At 67.3% G+C, this 14,336-nt stretch carries 14 protein-coding genes; 6 read left to right on the forward strand and 8 right to left on the reverse strand.

Annotated elements, in window-relative coordinates; translation table 11 throughout:
* Window positions 1-2: 2 nt before the first annotated feature.
* Window positions 3-962, reverse strand: coding sequence for a helix-turn-helix domain-containing protein (locus ACN9MV_RS21870; RefSeq protein ID WP_426389407.1), 960 nt, complete (start codon window positions 960-962; stop codon window positions 3-5).
* Window positions 963-1,181: 219 nt separating this feature from the next.
* Between ACN9MV_RS21870 and gnd the strand changes: the two genes are divergently transcribed.
* On the forward strand, window positions 1,182-2,609 hold the full coding sequence (gnd, locus tag ACN9MV_RS21875) for a decarboxylating NADP(+)-dependent phosphogluconate dehydrogenase (protein WP_093051464.1): 1,428 nt from the start codon (window positions 1,182-1,184) through the stop codon (window positions 2,607-2,609).
* A 4-nt stretch (window positions 2,610-2,613) separates the two neighbouring features.
* Window positions 2,614-3,171 carry a GNAT family N-acetyltransferase gene (locus ACN9MV_RS21880; protein WP_426389408.1) on the forward strand — a complete coding sequence of 186 codons (558 nt, stop codon included), beginning with the start codon at window positions 2,614-2,616 and terminating at the stop codon, window positions 3,169-3,171.
* Window positions 3,172-3,174: 3 nt separating this feature from the next.
* On the opposite strand, the gene ACN9MV_RS21885 is transcribed toward ACN9MV_RS21880, so the two are convergent.
* Window positions 3,175-3,702, reverse strand: coding sequence for a thioesterase family protein (locus ACN9MV_RS21885; protein WP_093077792.1), 528 nt, complete (start codon window positions 3,700-3,702; stop codon window positions 3,175-3,177).
* 57 nt (window positions 3,703-3,759) lie between these two features.
* On the opposite strand from ACN9MV_RS21885, the gene ACN9MV_RS21890 reads away from it, so the two are divergent.
* Window positions 3,760-4,254 carry a MarR family winged helix-turn-helix transcriptional regulator gene (locus ACN9MV_RS21890; RefSeq protein WP_426389409.1) on the forward strand — a complete coding sequence of 165 codons (495 nt, stop codon included), beginning with the start codon at window positions 3,760-3,762 and terminating at the stop codon, window positions 4,252-4,254.
* On the opposite strand, the gene ACN9MV_RS21895 is transcribed toward ACN9MV_RS21890, so the two are convergent.
* Window positions 4,244-4,750, reverse strand: coding sequence for a gluconokinase (locus ACN9MV_RS21895; protein ID WP_256216817.1), 507 nt, complete (start codon window positions 4,748-4,750; stop codon window positions 4,244-4,246). The two genes, ACN9MV_RS21890 and ACN9MV_RS21895, sit on opposite strands and share 11 nt — an antisense overlap.
* Window positions 4,751-4,859: 109 nt before the next feature.
* Here ACN9MV_RS21895 and ACN9MV_RS21900 point away from each other — a divergent pair, with 109 nt between their 5' ends.
* The 3 genes from ACN9MV_RS21900 (at window position 4,860) to ACN9MV_RS21910 (ending at window position 10,930) form a co-directional block, all read left to right on the forward strand.
* Window positions 4,860-8,084 carry an efflux RND transporter permease subunit gene (locus tag ACN9MV_RS21900; protein WP_426389410.1) on the forward strand — a complete coding sequence of 1,075 codons (3,225 nt, stop codon included), beginning with the start codon at window positions 4,860-4,862 and terminating at the stop codon, window positions 8,082-8,084.
* Between the two features lie 93 nt (window positions 8,085-8,177).
* Entirely contained in the window at window positions 8,178-9,443 is a 1,266-nt protein-coding gene (locus ACN9MV_RS21905; RefSeq protein WP_307614985.1) for an efflux RND transporter periplasmic adaptor subunit, read from the forward strand.
* Window positions 9,440-10,930, forward strand: coding sequence for an efflux transporter outer membrane subunit (locus ACN9MV_RS21910; protein ID WP_426389411.1), 1,491 nt, complete (start codon window positions 9,440-9,442; stop codon window positions 10,928-10,930). The genes ACN9MV_RS21905 and ACN9MV_RS21910 overlap by 4 nt, the downstream gene beginning before the upstream one ends.
* A gap of 24 nt (window positions 10,931-10,954) precedes the next feature.
* Here ACN9MV_RS21910 and ACN9MV_RS21915 read toward each other — a convergent pair whose 3' ends face one another.
* Genes ACN9MV_RS21915 through ACN9MV_RS21935 form a run of 5 tightly spaced genes read right to left on the reverse strand, consistent with a single transcriptional unit; the run spans window position 10,955 to window position 13,920 of the window.
* Window positions 10,955-11,878: a LysR family transcriptional regulator gene (locus ACN9MV_RS21915; protein WP_426389412.1), complete on the reverse strand. Its 924-nt coding sequence runs from the start codon at window positions 11,876-11,878 to the stop codon at window positions 10,955-10,957.
* A gap of 28 nt (window positions 11,879-11,906) precedes the next feature.
* Window positions 11,907-12,266: a hypothetical protein gene (locus ACN9MV_RS21920; RefSeq protein WP_093051487.1), complete on the reverse strand. Its 360-nt coding sequence runs from the start codon at window positions 12,264-12,266 to the stop codon at window positions 11,907-11,909.
* Between the two features lie 48 nt (window positions 12,267-12,314).
* Window positions 12,315-12,710: a roadblock/LC7 domain-containing protein gene (locus ACN9MV_RS21925; RefSeq protein WP_093051489.1), complete on the reverse strand. Its 396-nt coding sequence runs from the start codon at window positions 12,708-12,710 to the stop codon at window positions 12,315-12,317.
* On the reverse strand, window positions 12,707-13,249 hold the full coding sequence (locus ACN9MV_RS21930) for a GTP-binding protein (RefSeq protein ID WP_426389413.1): 543 nt from the start codon (window positions 13,247-13,249) through the stop codon (window positions 12,707-12,709). The genes ACN9MV_RS21925 and ACN9MV_RS21930 overlap by 4 nt, the downstream gene beginning before the upstream one ends.
* Complete coding sequence (locus tag ACN9MV_RS21935; RefSeq protein WP_093077954.1) at window positions 13,246-13,920, reverse strand: hypothetical protein; 675 nt, start codon at window positions 13,918-13,920, stop codon at window positions 13,246-13,248. Before ACN9MV_RS21935 ends, ACN9MV_RS21930 begins: the two co-directional genes overlap by 4 nt.
* Between the last annotated feature and the right edge of the window lie 416 nt (window positions 13,921-14,336).

The following is a 14,336-nucleotide window of genomic DNA, read 5'->3' on the forward strand; positions in this document are numbered from 1 at the left end:
GCTCAGTGCCGCAAGCGGCGCAGCTCACCCGGCGTGGCACCCAGGTGCCTGCGGCACTGGCGAACGAAGTGCGAGGCATCGGTCAGCCCCACGCGGAAGCCGATCTCCGCGATGCCCAGGCGATCGAAGCGTGCATCGGCCAGCATGCGCCGCGCCGCCTGCATGCGAAAGCCCGCCAGCGCGGTGGCGAAGGTGGTACCGCCTTCGCCCAGGCAGCGGTGCAGGCTGCGCTCCGAAATGCCCAGCTCGCGCGCCACGCCCGCGGCCGTGAGGCCCGGCTCTGCATGGCGCTCGCGCGTAGTGTCGAGCACGCGGCGGCGCAGCGCGGCGCGCCCTTCGCTCCCAGACTCTGAAGGGCTGTGCCCCGTGGCCAGTGCCAGCAGGCTACCGAGCTGGTCGCCCAGCAACGCCGCCGGCAGTGGCGGCTTTGCTGCCATCTGCGGTGTCAGCTGTTGCACGAAGCTGCACAGCACGCCGCCCCACCCCGCCTGCCCGTCGATGCGCCGCGCCACCTGGTCGCCCGCGTCGGGAATCCATGCATCGACCCAGGCGGTCGGCAGTTCGAGCGAAATGGTGTCGGCCGATTGCAGCAGGTGAAATTCGTAGCGCCGGCGCGAGTCGACCAGCACCGCATCGCCGGGCAGCAGTCGCGCAGAACGGCCGTCCTGCACGGCCACCCAGGCCGAGTCGGTCTTGCAGAGCAGGTAGAAGTAGTTGTTGCGGCTGTGGGCGATGGCGCGGCGCGTGCGGTAGACGTCCTGTGCGCTGCCGCGCACCTGGTTGACGACGATGGGGCCGAGCGGCGCAGATTCGAGCGTGGCGCCGAAGCTGCCGGCCATCGGGCTGGTCACGTCCATCTCCAGGAAGCCCTCGCAGACCGCGCCCACCCAGTAGTCCAGCCGCTGCGCGGGCGGCACGGCGTCAGTGGACCAGCGGTGGATGGTGTCGATGGCTTCGCTCATTGAAATACCTTCGTGCTTCGCACTGCGGTGCGAGCTTGCTTGGGGCGGCCCGGCGCGGCGCTCATGCGCGCCAAACATACCCAAGCCATGCCCGCTTGCCAAGCGGGTATAGACCGTCTCCGACGCCACCCTGCGCCCGGCACCGGCAAAATGACCCGCGAACCAACCCGTGCGCGGGACATTCCGGCGCACGCACATGAAAGAAGGGCAAGACGGGTCATGAGCAGCAACAAGCAAAGCGATTTCGGACTGATCGGCCTGGCCGTGATGGGCCAGAACCTCGTGCTGAATGTGGAAAGCCGCGGCTTCCAGGTCAGCGTGTACAACCGCACCGAGGCCACCACCGAAGCCTTCATTGCCGCCAACCCCGGCAAGAAGCTGGTCGGCGCGAAGACGCTGGAAGAGTTTGTGCAGAGCCTGGCCAAGCCTCGCAAGATCCAGATCATGGTGAAGGCCGGTGCGCCGGTCGACCAGGTGATCGAGCAGCTCATTCCGCTGCTGGACAAGGACGACATCGTCATCGACGGCGGCAACAGCCTCTACACCGACACCGAGCGCCGCGACGCGTACCTGAGCAGCAAGGGCCTTCGCTTCATCGGCGCGGGCGTGTCGGGCGGCGAAGAAGGCGCGCGCAAGGGGCCGTCGATCATGCCGGGCGGACCGCTTTCCACCTGGGAGGTGATGAAGCCGATCTTCGAGAGCATCGCGGCCAAGGTGGACGGCGAGCCCTGCGTCATTCACATCGGCCCGGGCGGCGCCGGCCACTACGTGAAGATGGTGCACAACGGCATCGAGTACGGCGACATGCAGCTGATCTGCGAGGCCTACAGCCTGTTCAAGGCGGCCGGCTTCAGCACCGACGAGATGGCCGCCATCTTCAACGAGTGGAACGACGGCGAGCTGCAGAGCTACCTGATCCAGATCACCGCCAAGGCGCTCGAACAGAAGGATCCGGAGACGGGCAAGCCCATCGTCGACGTGATTCTCGACAAGGCTGGCCAGAAGGGCACGGGCCAGTGGACGCTGATCAACGCGGCCGAGAACGCGGTGGTCATCAGCACCATCAACGCGGCCGTGGAGGCGCGCGTGCTGTCTTCGCAGAAGAAGCAACGCGTGGCGGCCAGCAAGCTGCTGCAGGGGCCGAAGATCGAGCTGTCGGTCGAAAAGAAAGCGCTGGTGGCCAAGGTGCACGACGCGCTCTATGCGTCGAAGGTCATCAGCTATACGCAAGGCTTCGACCTCATCAAGACCATGGGCGACAAGAAGAACTGGGGCCTCGACCTGGGCGGCATCGCGTCGATCTGGCGCGGCGGGTGCATCATTCGCGCGCGCTTCCTGAACCGCATCACCGACGCCTTCCGCACCGACCCTGCCCTGGGCAACCTGATGCTCGACCCGTTCTTCAAGGACCTGCTGAACCGCACGCAGCAGAACTGGCGCGAAGTGGTGGCGCTGGCGGTGAGCAACGGCATCCCGGTGCCGGCCTTCAGCGCCTCGCTGGCCTACTACGACAGCTACCGCACCGAGCGCCTGCCGGCGAACCTGCTGCAAGCCCAGCGCGACTTCTTCGGCGCCCACACCTACGAGCGCACCGACAAGCCCGAAGGCCAGTTCTTCCACACCGATTGGCCCGAAGTGATCGGCTGATGCCATGCCGGCCCTCGACTACCCCAGCCACCTGGTCGAGGACTGGCAACTGCGCGACGGTACGCCGGTGCGGATCCGCCCGGTCCGCGCCGACGATCTGGCCATGCACACGGCCTTCGTGGACGGTCTCTCGAAAGAGACGGGCTACCACCGCCTGCTGTCGCCGCGAAAGCCGCAGCCCGACGAGCTGTGGCGCATGACGCACATCGACTACGACCACGAACTCGCGCTCATCGCGACGACCGAGGTCGAGGGCGTGGAGCAGCAGATGGGCGTGGTGCGCTACGTGCGCGGCGAAACGCCCGAGACGGCGCACGTCGCCGAATTCGCCGTCGTCATTGCCGATGCATGGCAGCACCACGGCGTAGCCCACAAGCTCATGCGCAGGCTGATCGACGCGGCTGCGGCAGCCGGCGTAAAGCAGCTGGCGGACATCACGCTCTACGACAACACCGGCATGCTGGCGCTGGCGCGCAAGCTGGGCTTCAAGCTGCAGCGCGATCCGGGCAACCCGAACGTCACGCGGCTGCGCCTGGCGCTCGATGCGCCGCCAACGCGCTGAGCCTTACCAGGCCGCGTTCATCACGCCCTGCTCGGCTGCGATCCAGTCGCGCACCGGCAACGGCAGTGCATGCGCCGGCGGCACGAGCCCCATCGCCGCATACGACTCCTGGTTCGGCACCAGCCCGCCGCGCCCCACGGCAGCGCCCTTCATGTAGCCGGCCGCGCACACCCTGTCTCCACGCACGAACTCGAAGCGCATGTAGTTCCAGTGCTGGTCGGTGGCGTCGAGCCGAAAGCGCAGCGTGTACACCTGAAAGGGGTTGAGCCCGCGCCGGTAGCTGATGAGCGAGCCGCCGGACATCGGCCTCCAGCCCTGGCGCAGCATGGCGGTTGCGAAGCCGGTGCGCACGAAGTACTCGACCAGCATCAGGTCGACCACCGTCAGGTAGCGGCCGTTGTTCATGTGGCCGTTGATGTCGAGGTCGTTCGGCAGCACGCGCAGTTGCCGCTCCAGCGTGTCGCCCGGCGCCAGGCGCGGCGCACGCCAGGCGCGCAACAGGGTCATCAGCAAGCGCAGGTAGAGATTCATGGACAGCCTAGAATTGGTTCAATTCAGAACATTCTAGTTCAAGACTGAACCATCTCGATGCCCGCAGCAAAGTCCTCCAAGCCCGGCAAGACCGACAAGGCCCCCTCCTCGCCCCACGGCACGGCCGCATGGCTGGCGGTGGTGCGGGCCTACAACCTCTGCGATGCAGTGATGACGGCACGGCTCGCCGCCATAGGCCTGCGCGTGGGCGAGCACGAGGTGCTGGCGACCATCGCGACCACGCCGGGCATCACGCAGCAGGCGCTGGCCGCGCGCTGCTTCGTGGCGAAGAGCGGCGTCAGCATGCTGCTCACGCAGATGGAGGCCAGGGGCTGGGTGCGGCGCGACAGCGATGGCGCCGACGCGCGCGTGCGGCGCCTCACGCTCACCGACGACGGCATGGCAATGGCGAAGAAGTGCCTGGCGGTTCAGGCGGAGATGGTGACCGCGATGGTCGCGCCGGCCACGCGCGACGAACTGGACGCAGTGGCCGACGTGATGGGCCGCGTGGCCACCACGCTCGAAGGAATGCGCGCCGAACTCAAGGGCTGACCAGCCACGCCTTCACCGCCCCCACCGACTGCGCCAGCGGCGCCGTCGCATCCACCGCGAGCACACCCGCCTCTCCCACAGGCGACTCCAGCGTGGCGAACTGGTTGGCTACCAGGCTGGCGGGAAACATGTGCTCCCCTGCTCCAGCCCGCGCGGCCACGCGGCGCTCGGCCTCGGCCCGCTCGATCGCCATGAACACGAAGCGCAGCCCCGGCGCGGCCGCGCGCAGCTGCTCGCGGTAGATGCGCTTGAGCGCCGAGCAGGTCAGCACAGCGCCCTGCGGCGCATCGGCCAGCGCGCGGCCCAGCGTTGCAAGCCAGCCCGCGCGATCAGCGTCGGTCAGCGCGATGCCGTGGCTCATCTTCTCGACGTTGGCCGGCGGATGGTGGTCGTCGCCTTCTATGAGCGGCAGGTCGAGGGCGGTGGCCAGCGCCGCGCCCAGGCTCGACTTGCCGCATCCCGAAACGCCCATCACTACCAGCCAGACCCTGTCCATATGCACCCTTTTGGTAAAGCGCCACACCCTATTTAACGGAGTCGGCAAACTTAAATCTACTTCCTTATGATGCAAAACCTTTTTCCGTCGGAAGCAGAGAGCCCCCTCCATGGTCCAGCTTGCGTTGCGTCGTCCGTACACCTTCATCGTCATGGCGATGCTGATCGTGCTGGCCACGCCCTTTGTCCTCGCACGCATGGCGACCGACATCTTCCCGGAAATCAACATACCGGTGGTCAGCGTCATCTGGAACTACACCGGCCTGCCGGCGCAGGAAATGGGGCAGCGCATTTCGGGGCAGGTGGAGCGCGGGCTGACCACCACGGTGAGCGACATCGAGCACATCGAGTCGCAATCGCTGGCGGGCGTGTCGATCATCAAGGTGTTCTTCCAGCCCACGGCCAATATCGAGATGGCCATCTCGCAGGTGGTGGCCTCGATGCAGGCGCAGGTGCGCCAGCTGCCGCCGGGCATCACGCCGCCGCTGGTCATCAAGTATTCGGCCTCCAGCGTGCCGGTGATCCAGCTGGCGCTGTCGAGCCCCACGCGCTCTGAAAACTCGCTGTTCGACTCCACCGTCAACCAGCTGCGCCCGCAACTCATCACGGTGCCGGGCGCGGCCATTCCCTTTCCGTACGGCGGCAAGAACCGGCTGATTTCGGTCGACCTCGACACCCAGGCGATGCAGGCGCGCGGCCTCTCGCCGGCCGACGTGGTGAACGCGGTGAACACGCAGAACCTGATTCTTCCGTCGGGCACGGCCAAGTTCGGCGCCACCGAATACAACGTGAAGATGAACGGCTCGCCCGACGCCATCGCAGGCCTGAACGACCTGCCGATCCGCACGGTGAACGGCGCCACCACCTACCTGCGCGACGTGGCCTACGTGCGCGACGGCTTCTCGCCGCAGACCAACGTGGTGCGCCAGGACGGCGTGCGCGGCGTGCTGCTGTCGGTGCTGAAGAACGGCGGCGCCTCCACGCTGGACATCGTCTCCAACATCCGCGCCATGCTGCCCATCGCCGCGCAGACGATGCCGGAAGACATCAAGATCACGCCGCTGTTCGACCAGTCGGTGTTCGTGAAAGCGGCCGTCAAGGGCGTGGTGTTCGAAGCCATCCTGGCCGCCGCGCTCACCGCCGCGATGGTGCTGCTGTTTCTCGGCAACTGGCGCAGCACGCTGATCATCGGGCTGACGATTCCGCTGTCGATCCTGGCGTCCATCCTGGTGCTGTACTCGCTGGGCGAAACGCTCAACCTCATGACGCTGGGCGGGCTGGCGCTCTCGGTGGGCATCCTGGTCGACCAGGCGATCGTGACCATCGAGAACATCGAGCGGCACCTGCACATGGGCACGCCGCTGAAAGAGGCCATCGAGGTCGGCGCGGGCGAAATCGGCTCGGCGGCCTTCGTCTCCACGCTGTGCATCTGCATCGTGTTCGTGCCGATGTTCTTCCTCTCGGGCGTGGCGCGCTTCCTGTTCGTGCCGCTGGCCGAAGCGGTGGTGTTCGCCATGCTGGCCTCCTACCTGCTCTCGCGCACGCTGGTGCCGACGCTGGTGATGCTGCTGATGGGCGGCTCGCACGGCGGCGGCCATGCACCAGCGGAAGGCGCGAAGCAGAGCGCCCTGCAGCGCCTGTACCGCGCCTTCGACCGCCGCTTCGAACGCGTACGCCGCGCCTACACGCTGGTGCTGTCGGCGGTGCTGTCGAAGCGTGCCGGGTTCATCGGCCTGTTCCTCGGCTTCTGCCTGCTGTCTTGCCTGCTCTACCCCGCGCTGGGGCGCGACTTCTTCCCGACCGTCGATGCCGGCCAGATCCGCCTGCACCTGCGTGCGCCCACCGGCACGCGCATCGAGGAGACCGCTCGCCTCACCGACCAGGTGGAGGCCGCCATCCGCGAGCTGGTGCCGCAGGACCAGCTCGAAACCATCCTCGACAACCTGGGCGTGCCCAACAGCGGCATCAACCTGTCTTACAGCAACGCCGGCACCATCGGCACTTTCGACGGCGAGCTGCTGCTGTCGCTGAAAGAAGGCCACAAGCCGACCGAGCAGTTCGTGTCGCTCCTGCGGGCCGAGCTGCCCAAGCGCTTTCCGGGCATCGAGTTTTTCTTCCAGCCAGCGGACATCGTCACGCAGATCCTGAACTTCGGCCTGCCCGCGGCCATTGACGTGCAGTTCAGCGGCAACGACATGGCCGGCAACGCCCTGCGCGCGGCCGAACTGACCAAGACTATCCGCCAGATTCCGGGCGCGGTCGACGCCCACGTGCACCAGCGGCTCGACGGCCCGGCGCTGAGCCTGCAGATGGACCGCACGCGGCTGCAGCAGTACGGCCTGACCGCCTCCAACGTGGGGCAGAACGTGCTCATCGCGCTGTCGGGCAGCTCGCAGACGGCACCCGCCTTCTGGCTGAACCCGGTGAACGGCGTGGTCTACAGCATTGCGGTGCAGACGCCGCAGTACACCGTCGACTCGCTCGACTCGCTGCTGAACATTCCGGTTGGTGCGGGTGCAGGCGCAGCAACGGGGGGAACCGGCGCGCAGCAGCTGCTGGGCAACCTCGTGAGCACGCAGGCCGACCGCCAGCCGGCGGTGATGTCGCGCTACAACATCGCGCCGGTGATCGACGTGTACGTGAGCGTGCAGGGCACCGACCTCGCCAGCGTGGCGTCGAAGGTGCAGAAGCTGGTCGACGAGATGCGGCCCAAACTCTCGCGCGGCAGCCGGGTCGAGATCCGCGGGCAGGTGCAGACCATGCAGTCGTCGTTCATCGGCCTGGGCGTCGGCCTCGCGATGGCGATCGTGCTGGTGTACCTGCTGATCGTGGTCACCTTCCAGTCATGGCTGGACGCGGCCATCATCATCACCGCCCTGCCGGCCGCGCTGGCGGGCATTGCGTGGATGCTGTTCATCACCGGCACCACGCTGAGCGTGCCGGCGCTGACCGGCGCGATCATGACCATGGGCGTGGCCACGGCCAACTCCATTCTTCTGGTGTCGTTCGCGCGCGAGCGGCTGCAGGCGGGCATTCCGCCGCTGTCGGCCGCGCTGGAAGCCGGCGCCACCCGTATCCGCCCGGTGCTGATGACGGCGCTGGCGATGATCATCGGCATGATCCCGATGGCGCTGGGCCTGGGCGAAGGCGCAGAGCAGAACGCGCCGCTGGGCCGCGCGGTGATCGGTGGCCTGATCTTTGCCACGGTGTCGACATTGTTTTTCGTACCCGCCGTGTTCGCGGGGGTGCACAGTCGGCTTGCGCACCGCCGGGCGGCACGTGAAGCCTCGCAGCCGCATCAACCGCCAGCGGGCGCAACGCCCCAGGAGAACTGAAACTTTGACCCCCACGCTCATTCACTTCGTGTATTCGCTGCCCCCCGAGGGGGCCGTAGCTCGCCTTGGGAGCGGCCCGGCGCCGAGCTGGTCATGACGGAGCAACGCCATTCGGCATTGGCCATCCACCCCATCGCCGTTGAAGAGGGCGAGGGTGAACTGCTGCGCCGCCGGCAGATCGTGCGGCGCACGCGCTGGCTGGTGCTGATCGTGCTGGTGCTGCTGGCGCTCGGTGCGGCGCGCACCGTGTTCGTGCGCATCGCCAACGCTCGCGCGCTCGAAGCAGGCACCAGCGAGCGCGCGAAGCAGTACGTGCAGACCGCCCTGCCCCGCGTGCCCACCGCCGGCCAGACGCTGGCGCTGCCGGGCACGCTGCAGGGCTTCGTGCAATCGCCCATTTCGGCGCGCGCCAGCGGCTACCTCAAGCGCTGGACCAAGGACATCGGCAGCCGCGTCGAAAAGGGCGAGCTGCTCGCCGAAATCGAGACGCCCGAAATCGACCAACAGCTCTCACAGGCCGTGGCCGCGCGCGCGCAGGCCGCCTCGGGGCTGGAGCTGGCACGCAGCACCGCCGACCGCTGGGAAGCGCTGCGCAAGAAAGACGTGGTTTCGCAGCAAGACCTGGACGAGCGCCGCAGCGCCGTGGCGCAGGCCACCTCGAACGTGGCGGCGGCCGATGCCAACGTGCAGCGGCTCAAGCAGACCGAAGGCTTCAAGCGCGTGGTGGCGCCGTTCGCGGGCGTGATCACGCGGCGCAACGTCGACGTGGGTGACCTGATCGACGCGGGCGCGGGCGGCGGTGCCGGTCGCGCCCTTTTCCTGCTCGCGCAGACCGACCCGCTGCGCGTGTACATCAACGTGCCGCAGGCCTACGCGCAGCTCGTGAAGGCAGGCCAGCCGGTGGTCGTCACGCAGGCCGAACTGCGCGGCCAGAGCTTCAAGGGCCAGGTGGCGCGCACCGCAGGCTCCATCGACACGACCACGCGGATGATGCAGGTCGAGGTGTCATTGCCCAACAAGGACGGCGCGCTGCTGCCGGGTGCCTACGTGCAGGTGTCGCTGCCGCTGGCCGCGAGCCGCACGCTCACCGTGCCGTCGAACGCGCTGCTGTTCCGCGCCGAGGGCACGCGCATCGCGGTGGTCGATGCGAAGGGCCGCGTCGGCCTGCGCGCCGTGACGCTGGGGCGCAACTACGGCGAAAACGTCGAAGTGATCGATGGGCTCGAAGGCACAGACCGCATGGTGCTGAACCCTTCGGACTCGCTGGCCGAAGGCGACATCGTGGCCGTCGCGCCCGAAGCGCCGCCGGCCGCCGCAAAGGCTGCCCCGCCCGTCATGCCGAAGAAGGAACCGGCGTGACATTGCGATCGCCAGTCGTTGCAGTGGCTGCTGCGGTGCTCGCGCTCGTCGCGGGCTGCGCGGTCGGCCCCGACTACAAGACGCCCGACACGCCCCTGCCCGTCAGCTGGAAGCTCGAAGAGCCCTGGCGCATGAGCACGCCCAGCGACAGCGCCGACAAGGGCCCTTGGTGGAAGCGCTTCGACGACACCACGCTCGACACATTGCAGGCGCAGGCCCTGGCCGGCAGCCCGACGCTGGTCATTGCCAACGCGCGGCTGGCGCAGGCGCGCGCCGCGCTGGCGTCCAACGCGGCCAGCCAGTACCCGCAGCTGGGCCTCGGCACGCGCGCCTCGCGCCTGAAGATTTCCGCCAACCGGCCGCTGACGAACTACGCGACCGCCAACGCGTCCACGGTGCAGAACGACTTCACCGTCTCGCTGAACGCCAGCTACGAGCTCGACCTCGCGGGCCGCGTGCAGCGCACCGTCGAGGGCGCCTCGGCCTCCGCCGAGCAATCGGCTGCCGACCTGGCCAACACGCGGCTGCTGCTGAGCGCCGACGTGGCCAGCAACTACTTCAACCTGCGCTCGACCGACATCGAGCTCGACGTGCTCTCGCGCTCCATCGGGCTGCAACGCCGGGCGCTGGAGCTGGTCACGGCGCGGCACGACCTGGGCGCGGTGTCGGGCCTCGACGTGGCGCAGCAGCAGGCGCTGCTCGAAACCACGCTGACGCAGGTCGACGTGCTGAAGAAGCAGCGCTCGCAGTACGAACACGCACTGGCCACCCTCACCGGCACGCCTGCGCCGAACTTCGCACTGCCGGTGGACCTGCGCGAGATCAAGCCGCCCGCGGTACCGCTGGGCGTGCCCTCGGAAATCCTGCAGCGCCGGCCCGACGTGGCCTCGGCCGAGCGCGCGATGGCCGCGGCCAATGCGCAGATCGGCGTGGCCACCGCGGCCTTCTATCCGAGCTTCATCATCTCGCCGACGGTGGGCGTGGACAGCCGCCTGATCGAGTCGCTGTTCAACGGGCCCAGCCTGCTGTGGTCGGTGGGCGTGTCGGCCACGCAGATGCTGTTCGACGGCGGGCGCGTGCGTGCCAACGTCGACTTCGCCAAGGCCGGCTACGACGCTACCGTGGGCAACTACCGCCGCACCGTGCTGACGGCGATGCAGGAAGTGGAAGACGGCATCACCGGCTTGTCGGCACTCGACAGCGCGACCACGCAGGCGCAGTCGGCCGTGACGGCGGCGCGGCGCGTGCTCGACATGGCGACCAGCCGTTATGAAGGCGGCGCCTCGACGTATCTCGACGTGATCACCGCGCAGCAGTCGCTGCTGACGGTCGAGCGCCAGGCCGCGCAATTGCAGGGGCAGCGGCTGCTGACCTCGGTGTTCCTGGTGAAGGCGCTGGGCGGCGACTGGTGTGGTGCCGACGCGACCGGTGCGACGCCCTCGTCCTGCCCCACCACCGTCGCAGATCGTTCCGCCAAGGCGGGTTGAACGCGACAGGCGCAGGCGGCGACGCTAGGCAGCCAGCCTGGCTGCGGGCGCCCAATCCTGCTGGCTGAGCTTCTCCATCGCCATGTCGACGAACGTGGACACCGCCTGCGGAACGTACTGCCGGCTGGCGTAGATGACGCTCAGGCCGCGCCCTGCCCGCATGTACTGCGGCAGCACCGGCACCAGCCGACCGGCCGCCACGTCGGACGCCGTCAGGATCGACGGCAGCGCGGCGATGCCCAGCCCTGCACACGCAGCCTTCAGCAGCACGCCCTGCACGTTGCTGATGAAGCGCCCCCTCACCCGCACGTCTTCTTCCATGCCGTCGGGGCCTTGCAGGCGCCAGGTCGAGAGATTGCCGCTGTCCGGCGGCTGCGTCACGCAGTCGTGCTCGAGCAGCTCCTGCAGGCTGCTGGGTGTGCCCCGCGCCGCCAGGTAGGCGGGACTGGCAAGAAGGCCGCCGTAGCTTGCGAAGATCTTGCGGGCCACGAAGCTCGAGTCCTGCAGGGGCCCGCCGCGAAAGGCGACGTCGATACGATCGCCGATGAGGTCGGCCACGACATCGTCGAGAACGAAGTCCAGCCGCACCCGTGGATGCGCGGCCAGGAAATCGGCAACCCATTCCATCTCGAAGAAATCGAAAAAACTGGCCGGCGCGGCCACGCGTACGAGGCCGCTCGGTTCCTGGCCGCCCTCGACCTGCAGCCGCCCGGCGCCTATCAACGCTTCGACCGCCGGGCCGCATCGTTCCTGGAAAGATTGGCCGGCATTGGTCAGCGCCAGTTTGCGGGTGGAGCGCTGCAACAGCCGGGTGCCCAGGTGCGCCTCGAGTTGCCGGATGCGCCGGCTCACCGTCGCTGACGGCACGCGCAGCTGCCGCGCGGCTTCCGCGAAGCTGCCGAGACGCGCCACTTGCACAAACATTGCGACTTCGTTCAGATCGAGCACGGAGATTCTTTCTGCCTTTCCGCTGATCTCAGAAGTCCATCAGCTTGTCCACGTCCTGCGTCTTGCGGCGAGCCAGCGCGAGGTTGGCGCGCTGCTTGTCGAGCACGACGTAGAGAAAGACACCCTCCTTCGATGCCGAGGGGCGGATGATGTGGTACTGCTTGCCCAGGGTGATCAGGATGTCCTCGATCACGTCGCTCAGGCCCAGAGCCTGCATGGTCTTGAGCTTGGCGCGCACGACTTCCGTGTTGCCGGCGGCGGCAATCTCCATGTCCACGCCCGAACCCACGGCGCCGAGGATCATGCCGCTGCCCGAGTCGACAACGGCGGCGCACATGGCGCCGTCGATGGTGAGGATGTCGTCGAGCGTTTGCTTAATGGATGCCAAGTTGTTCTCCTGTCGGATGGTTGAAAAGGTTGTTGTGGAAATCTGCCGTCATGCCTCGGCCAGGGTCTTGGCGAGTTGGGCGGCCTTGTAGGCCACCAGTGCCGGAACCGCGCTGTCGCGGGCGAGCACGCTGATGACGAGTTCGCCGTCGCGCCGGTGCACGCTGTGGAAAACCGCAAAGCCCGAATCCGTCAGGACCATCACGCTCTGATGGCGGCCGAGGCGTGCCTCTTCGGCGACAACGCCGCTGATCGCCACGATGGAGCTGGCCATGGCAGCCATGCGGGCAGGATCGGCATCGCCGATGGTTGTGGACGCCACGTCGAAACCGTCCACGGTAGCCACCACGGCAGCCGTCACGCCGTTCAGTTCGTCGACCAGTTTCTGCACCTCGCGTTGCGCGTGCGCGGTTGCCGTCCTGGACAAGCCATGTCGAACACTCACTCTGTCTCTCCCTGCATGTCGGCTTCAAGTTGCATCAGCAGCGTGTCGATCAGCAGGATCACGTCGGCCCTGCTTCGCACGTCCACATCGAGAATCGGAAACACCCGGCCCGTGGACTCGAGTCGTTGCGCGTAGTCGTCGAGGGTCGGCACAGGGTGGCGGTGCATCCGTCCCACGCCGATCACGCAAGGCAGGGTCCGCAGGGCTTCGGCGAAGCCTTGCATGTACATGGACAGGTCGCCCAGCGGGTCGGGCCGGGAGTTGTCCATCAGGACGATCACGCCCAGCGCGTTCCTGGCGAGAATCTTCCAGAGAAAGTCGAAGCGGGCCTGCCCGGGCGTGCCGAACAGGCGAACGCGGTCCCCGTTGTCCAGCGTGAGCTGGCCGAAGTCGAGGCCCACGGTGGTGCGCTCCTTGTCGATGGCCGCATCGGAGTTCGGCACCTCGGTCATGACCGGCGAGGTTTCGCTCACGCATCCGATCGCGGTCGTCTTGCCCGCGCCCACAGTGCCCGTGAGAAGGATCTTGTATTCCTTCATGACGCTCGCAGGCCCAGCCGGCGGCGAATGCCATCAAGGAGACTTCGCGCGAAGTCGCTGCGGATCGGCCTGTCGGATTGCGGTGCGAACGACGGCGGCAGGGCCTGCTCGACATGCAGCTCCAGCACGCCGGCCGTTCGCAGCGCCTGCAGGAACGCGGCGCACTGGGTGAATGGAAGCTGGCTGATCTCGGCCAGCTCACTCGCATTCAGCGCGCGCCGCGCCAGCAGGCTCGCCATGCGGATGTTGTCGAGGTCGTTGCGCAACAGCGTGGCCGGTGGCCAGCGGCGCAGCATGAAGCGGACCGCATCGGAAACCTCGACCTCCAGGGCGGTCTGCTCGTCCAGCGTCGGCCCCGCGGGTCGCGACTCGCGCAGTGCCTGCTCGGTGCTCTTGAGCCAGCGCTGCAGCTTGTCGGCACGTATCGGCCGCTCCAGCGCGTTGGGCTGTCCACCCGAATTCATGCGCGTGAGCCTGAGCACGGCGGCAGCCATGCCGACCACCGTGGGATATTCATGCTCCACGGCGGCGGCATCGACGAGCAGCGCGTCGTACGGCGGCGCGTTGACCAGCTGCCACGGAAAGGCAGCGTCGCTCGCATACAGCCGGACGATCGTCTGGATCACCACGACCTCGGCGACCGGCAACTTGTAGACGCCGAGCCTCAGCATGACCACGTGACGCGATGCCCGAGTCGTTCGAATCCCGGTTGTTTCGCTGCGCTCAAAGACCGTGTGTGCATCCGCTGTCCATCCTTGCAACAAAGAAAATCCGTTCATCTCCAGATCGGAGGAACGACGAAGACGAATGAATTGGGCTGCACCGAAAGACTCGTCCAATTCGAGGCGATCCCGAGATACGCTCCCAACGGAGCGGAAATGGATCAGCAATACGCCGCTCTATCGAGAGATGGCGTGTGACAATTGTTTACGAACTTTGGTACTCTCCGCTAGCACCCGGAATGAAATTCAGCCGCTCAGTTTTCGAGGCAATCCTGGTGGCAGCCAATGCAAACCACACCAAATTGGTGCATCTACACCCAATATGGCTCACCCGGCGCCCGCAATTGGGCGAATCGCGAAATGCG

Source organism: Variovorax sp. R-27 (genome assembly GCF_049913215.1).
Classification (GTDB): Bacteria; Pseudomonadota; Gammaproteobacteria; order Burkholderiales; family Burkholderiaceae_C; genus Variovorax.

Bases quoted from the DNA above. Each gene is read 5' to 3' on its own strand.
- ACN9MV_RS21870 (WP_426389407.1), bottom strand. From the start codon at position 962: ATGAGCGAAGCCATCGACACCATCCACCGCTGGTCCACTGACGCCGTG.
- gnd (WP_093051464.1), top strand. From the start codon at position 1,182: ATGAGCAGCAACAAGCAAAGCGATTTCGGACTGATCGGCCTGGCCGTG.
- ACN9MV_RS21880 (WP_426389408.1), top strand. From the start codon at position 2,614: ATGCCGGCCCTCGACTACCCCAGCCACCTGGTCGAGGACTGGCAACTG.
- ACN9MV_RS21885 (WP_093077792.1), bottom strand. From the start codon at position 3,702: ATGAATCTCTACCTGCGCTTGCTGATGACCCTGTTGCGCGCCTGGCGT.
- ACN9MV_RS21890 (WP_426389409.1), top strand. From the start codon at position 3,760: ATGCCCGCAGCAAAGTCCTCCAAGCCCGGCAAGACCGACAAGGCCCCC.
- ACN9MV_RS21895 (WP_256216817.1), bottom strand. From the start codon at position 4,750: ATGGACAGGGTCTGGCTGGTAGTGATGGGCGTTTCGGGATGCGGCAAG.
- ACN9MV_RS21900 (WP_426389410.1), top strand. From the start codon at position 4,860: ATGGTCCAGCTTGCGTTGCGTCGTCCGTACACCTTCATCGTCATGGCG.
- ACN9MV_RS21905 (WP_307614985.1), top strand. From the start codon at position 8,178: ATGACGGAGCAACGCCATTCGGCATTGGCCATCCACCCCATCGCCGTT.
- ACN9MV_RS21930 (WP_426389413.1), bottom strand. From the start codon at position 13,249: ATGAAGGAATACAAGATCCTTCTCACGGGCACTGTGGGCGCGGGCAAG.
- ACN9MV_RS21935 (WP_093077954.1), bottom strand. From the start codon at position 13,920: ATGCTGAGGCTCGGCGTCTACAAGTTGCCGGTCGCCGAGGTCGTGGTG.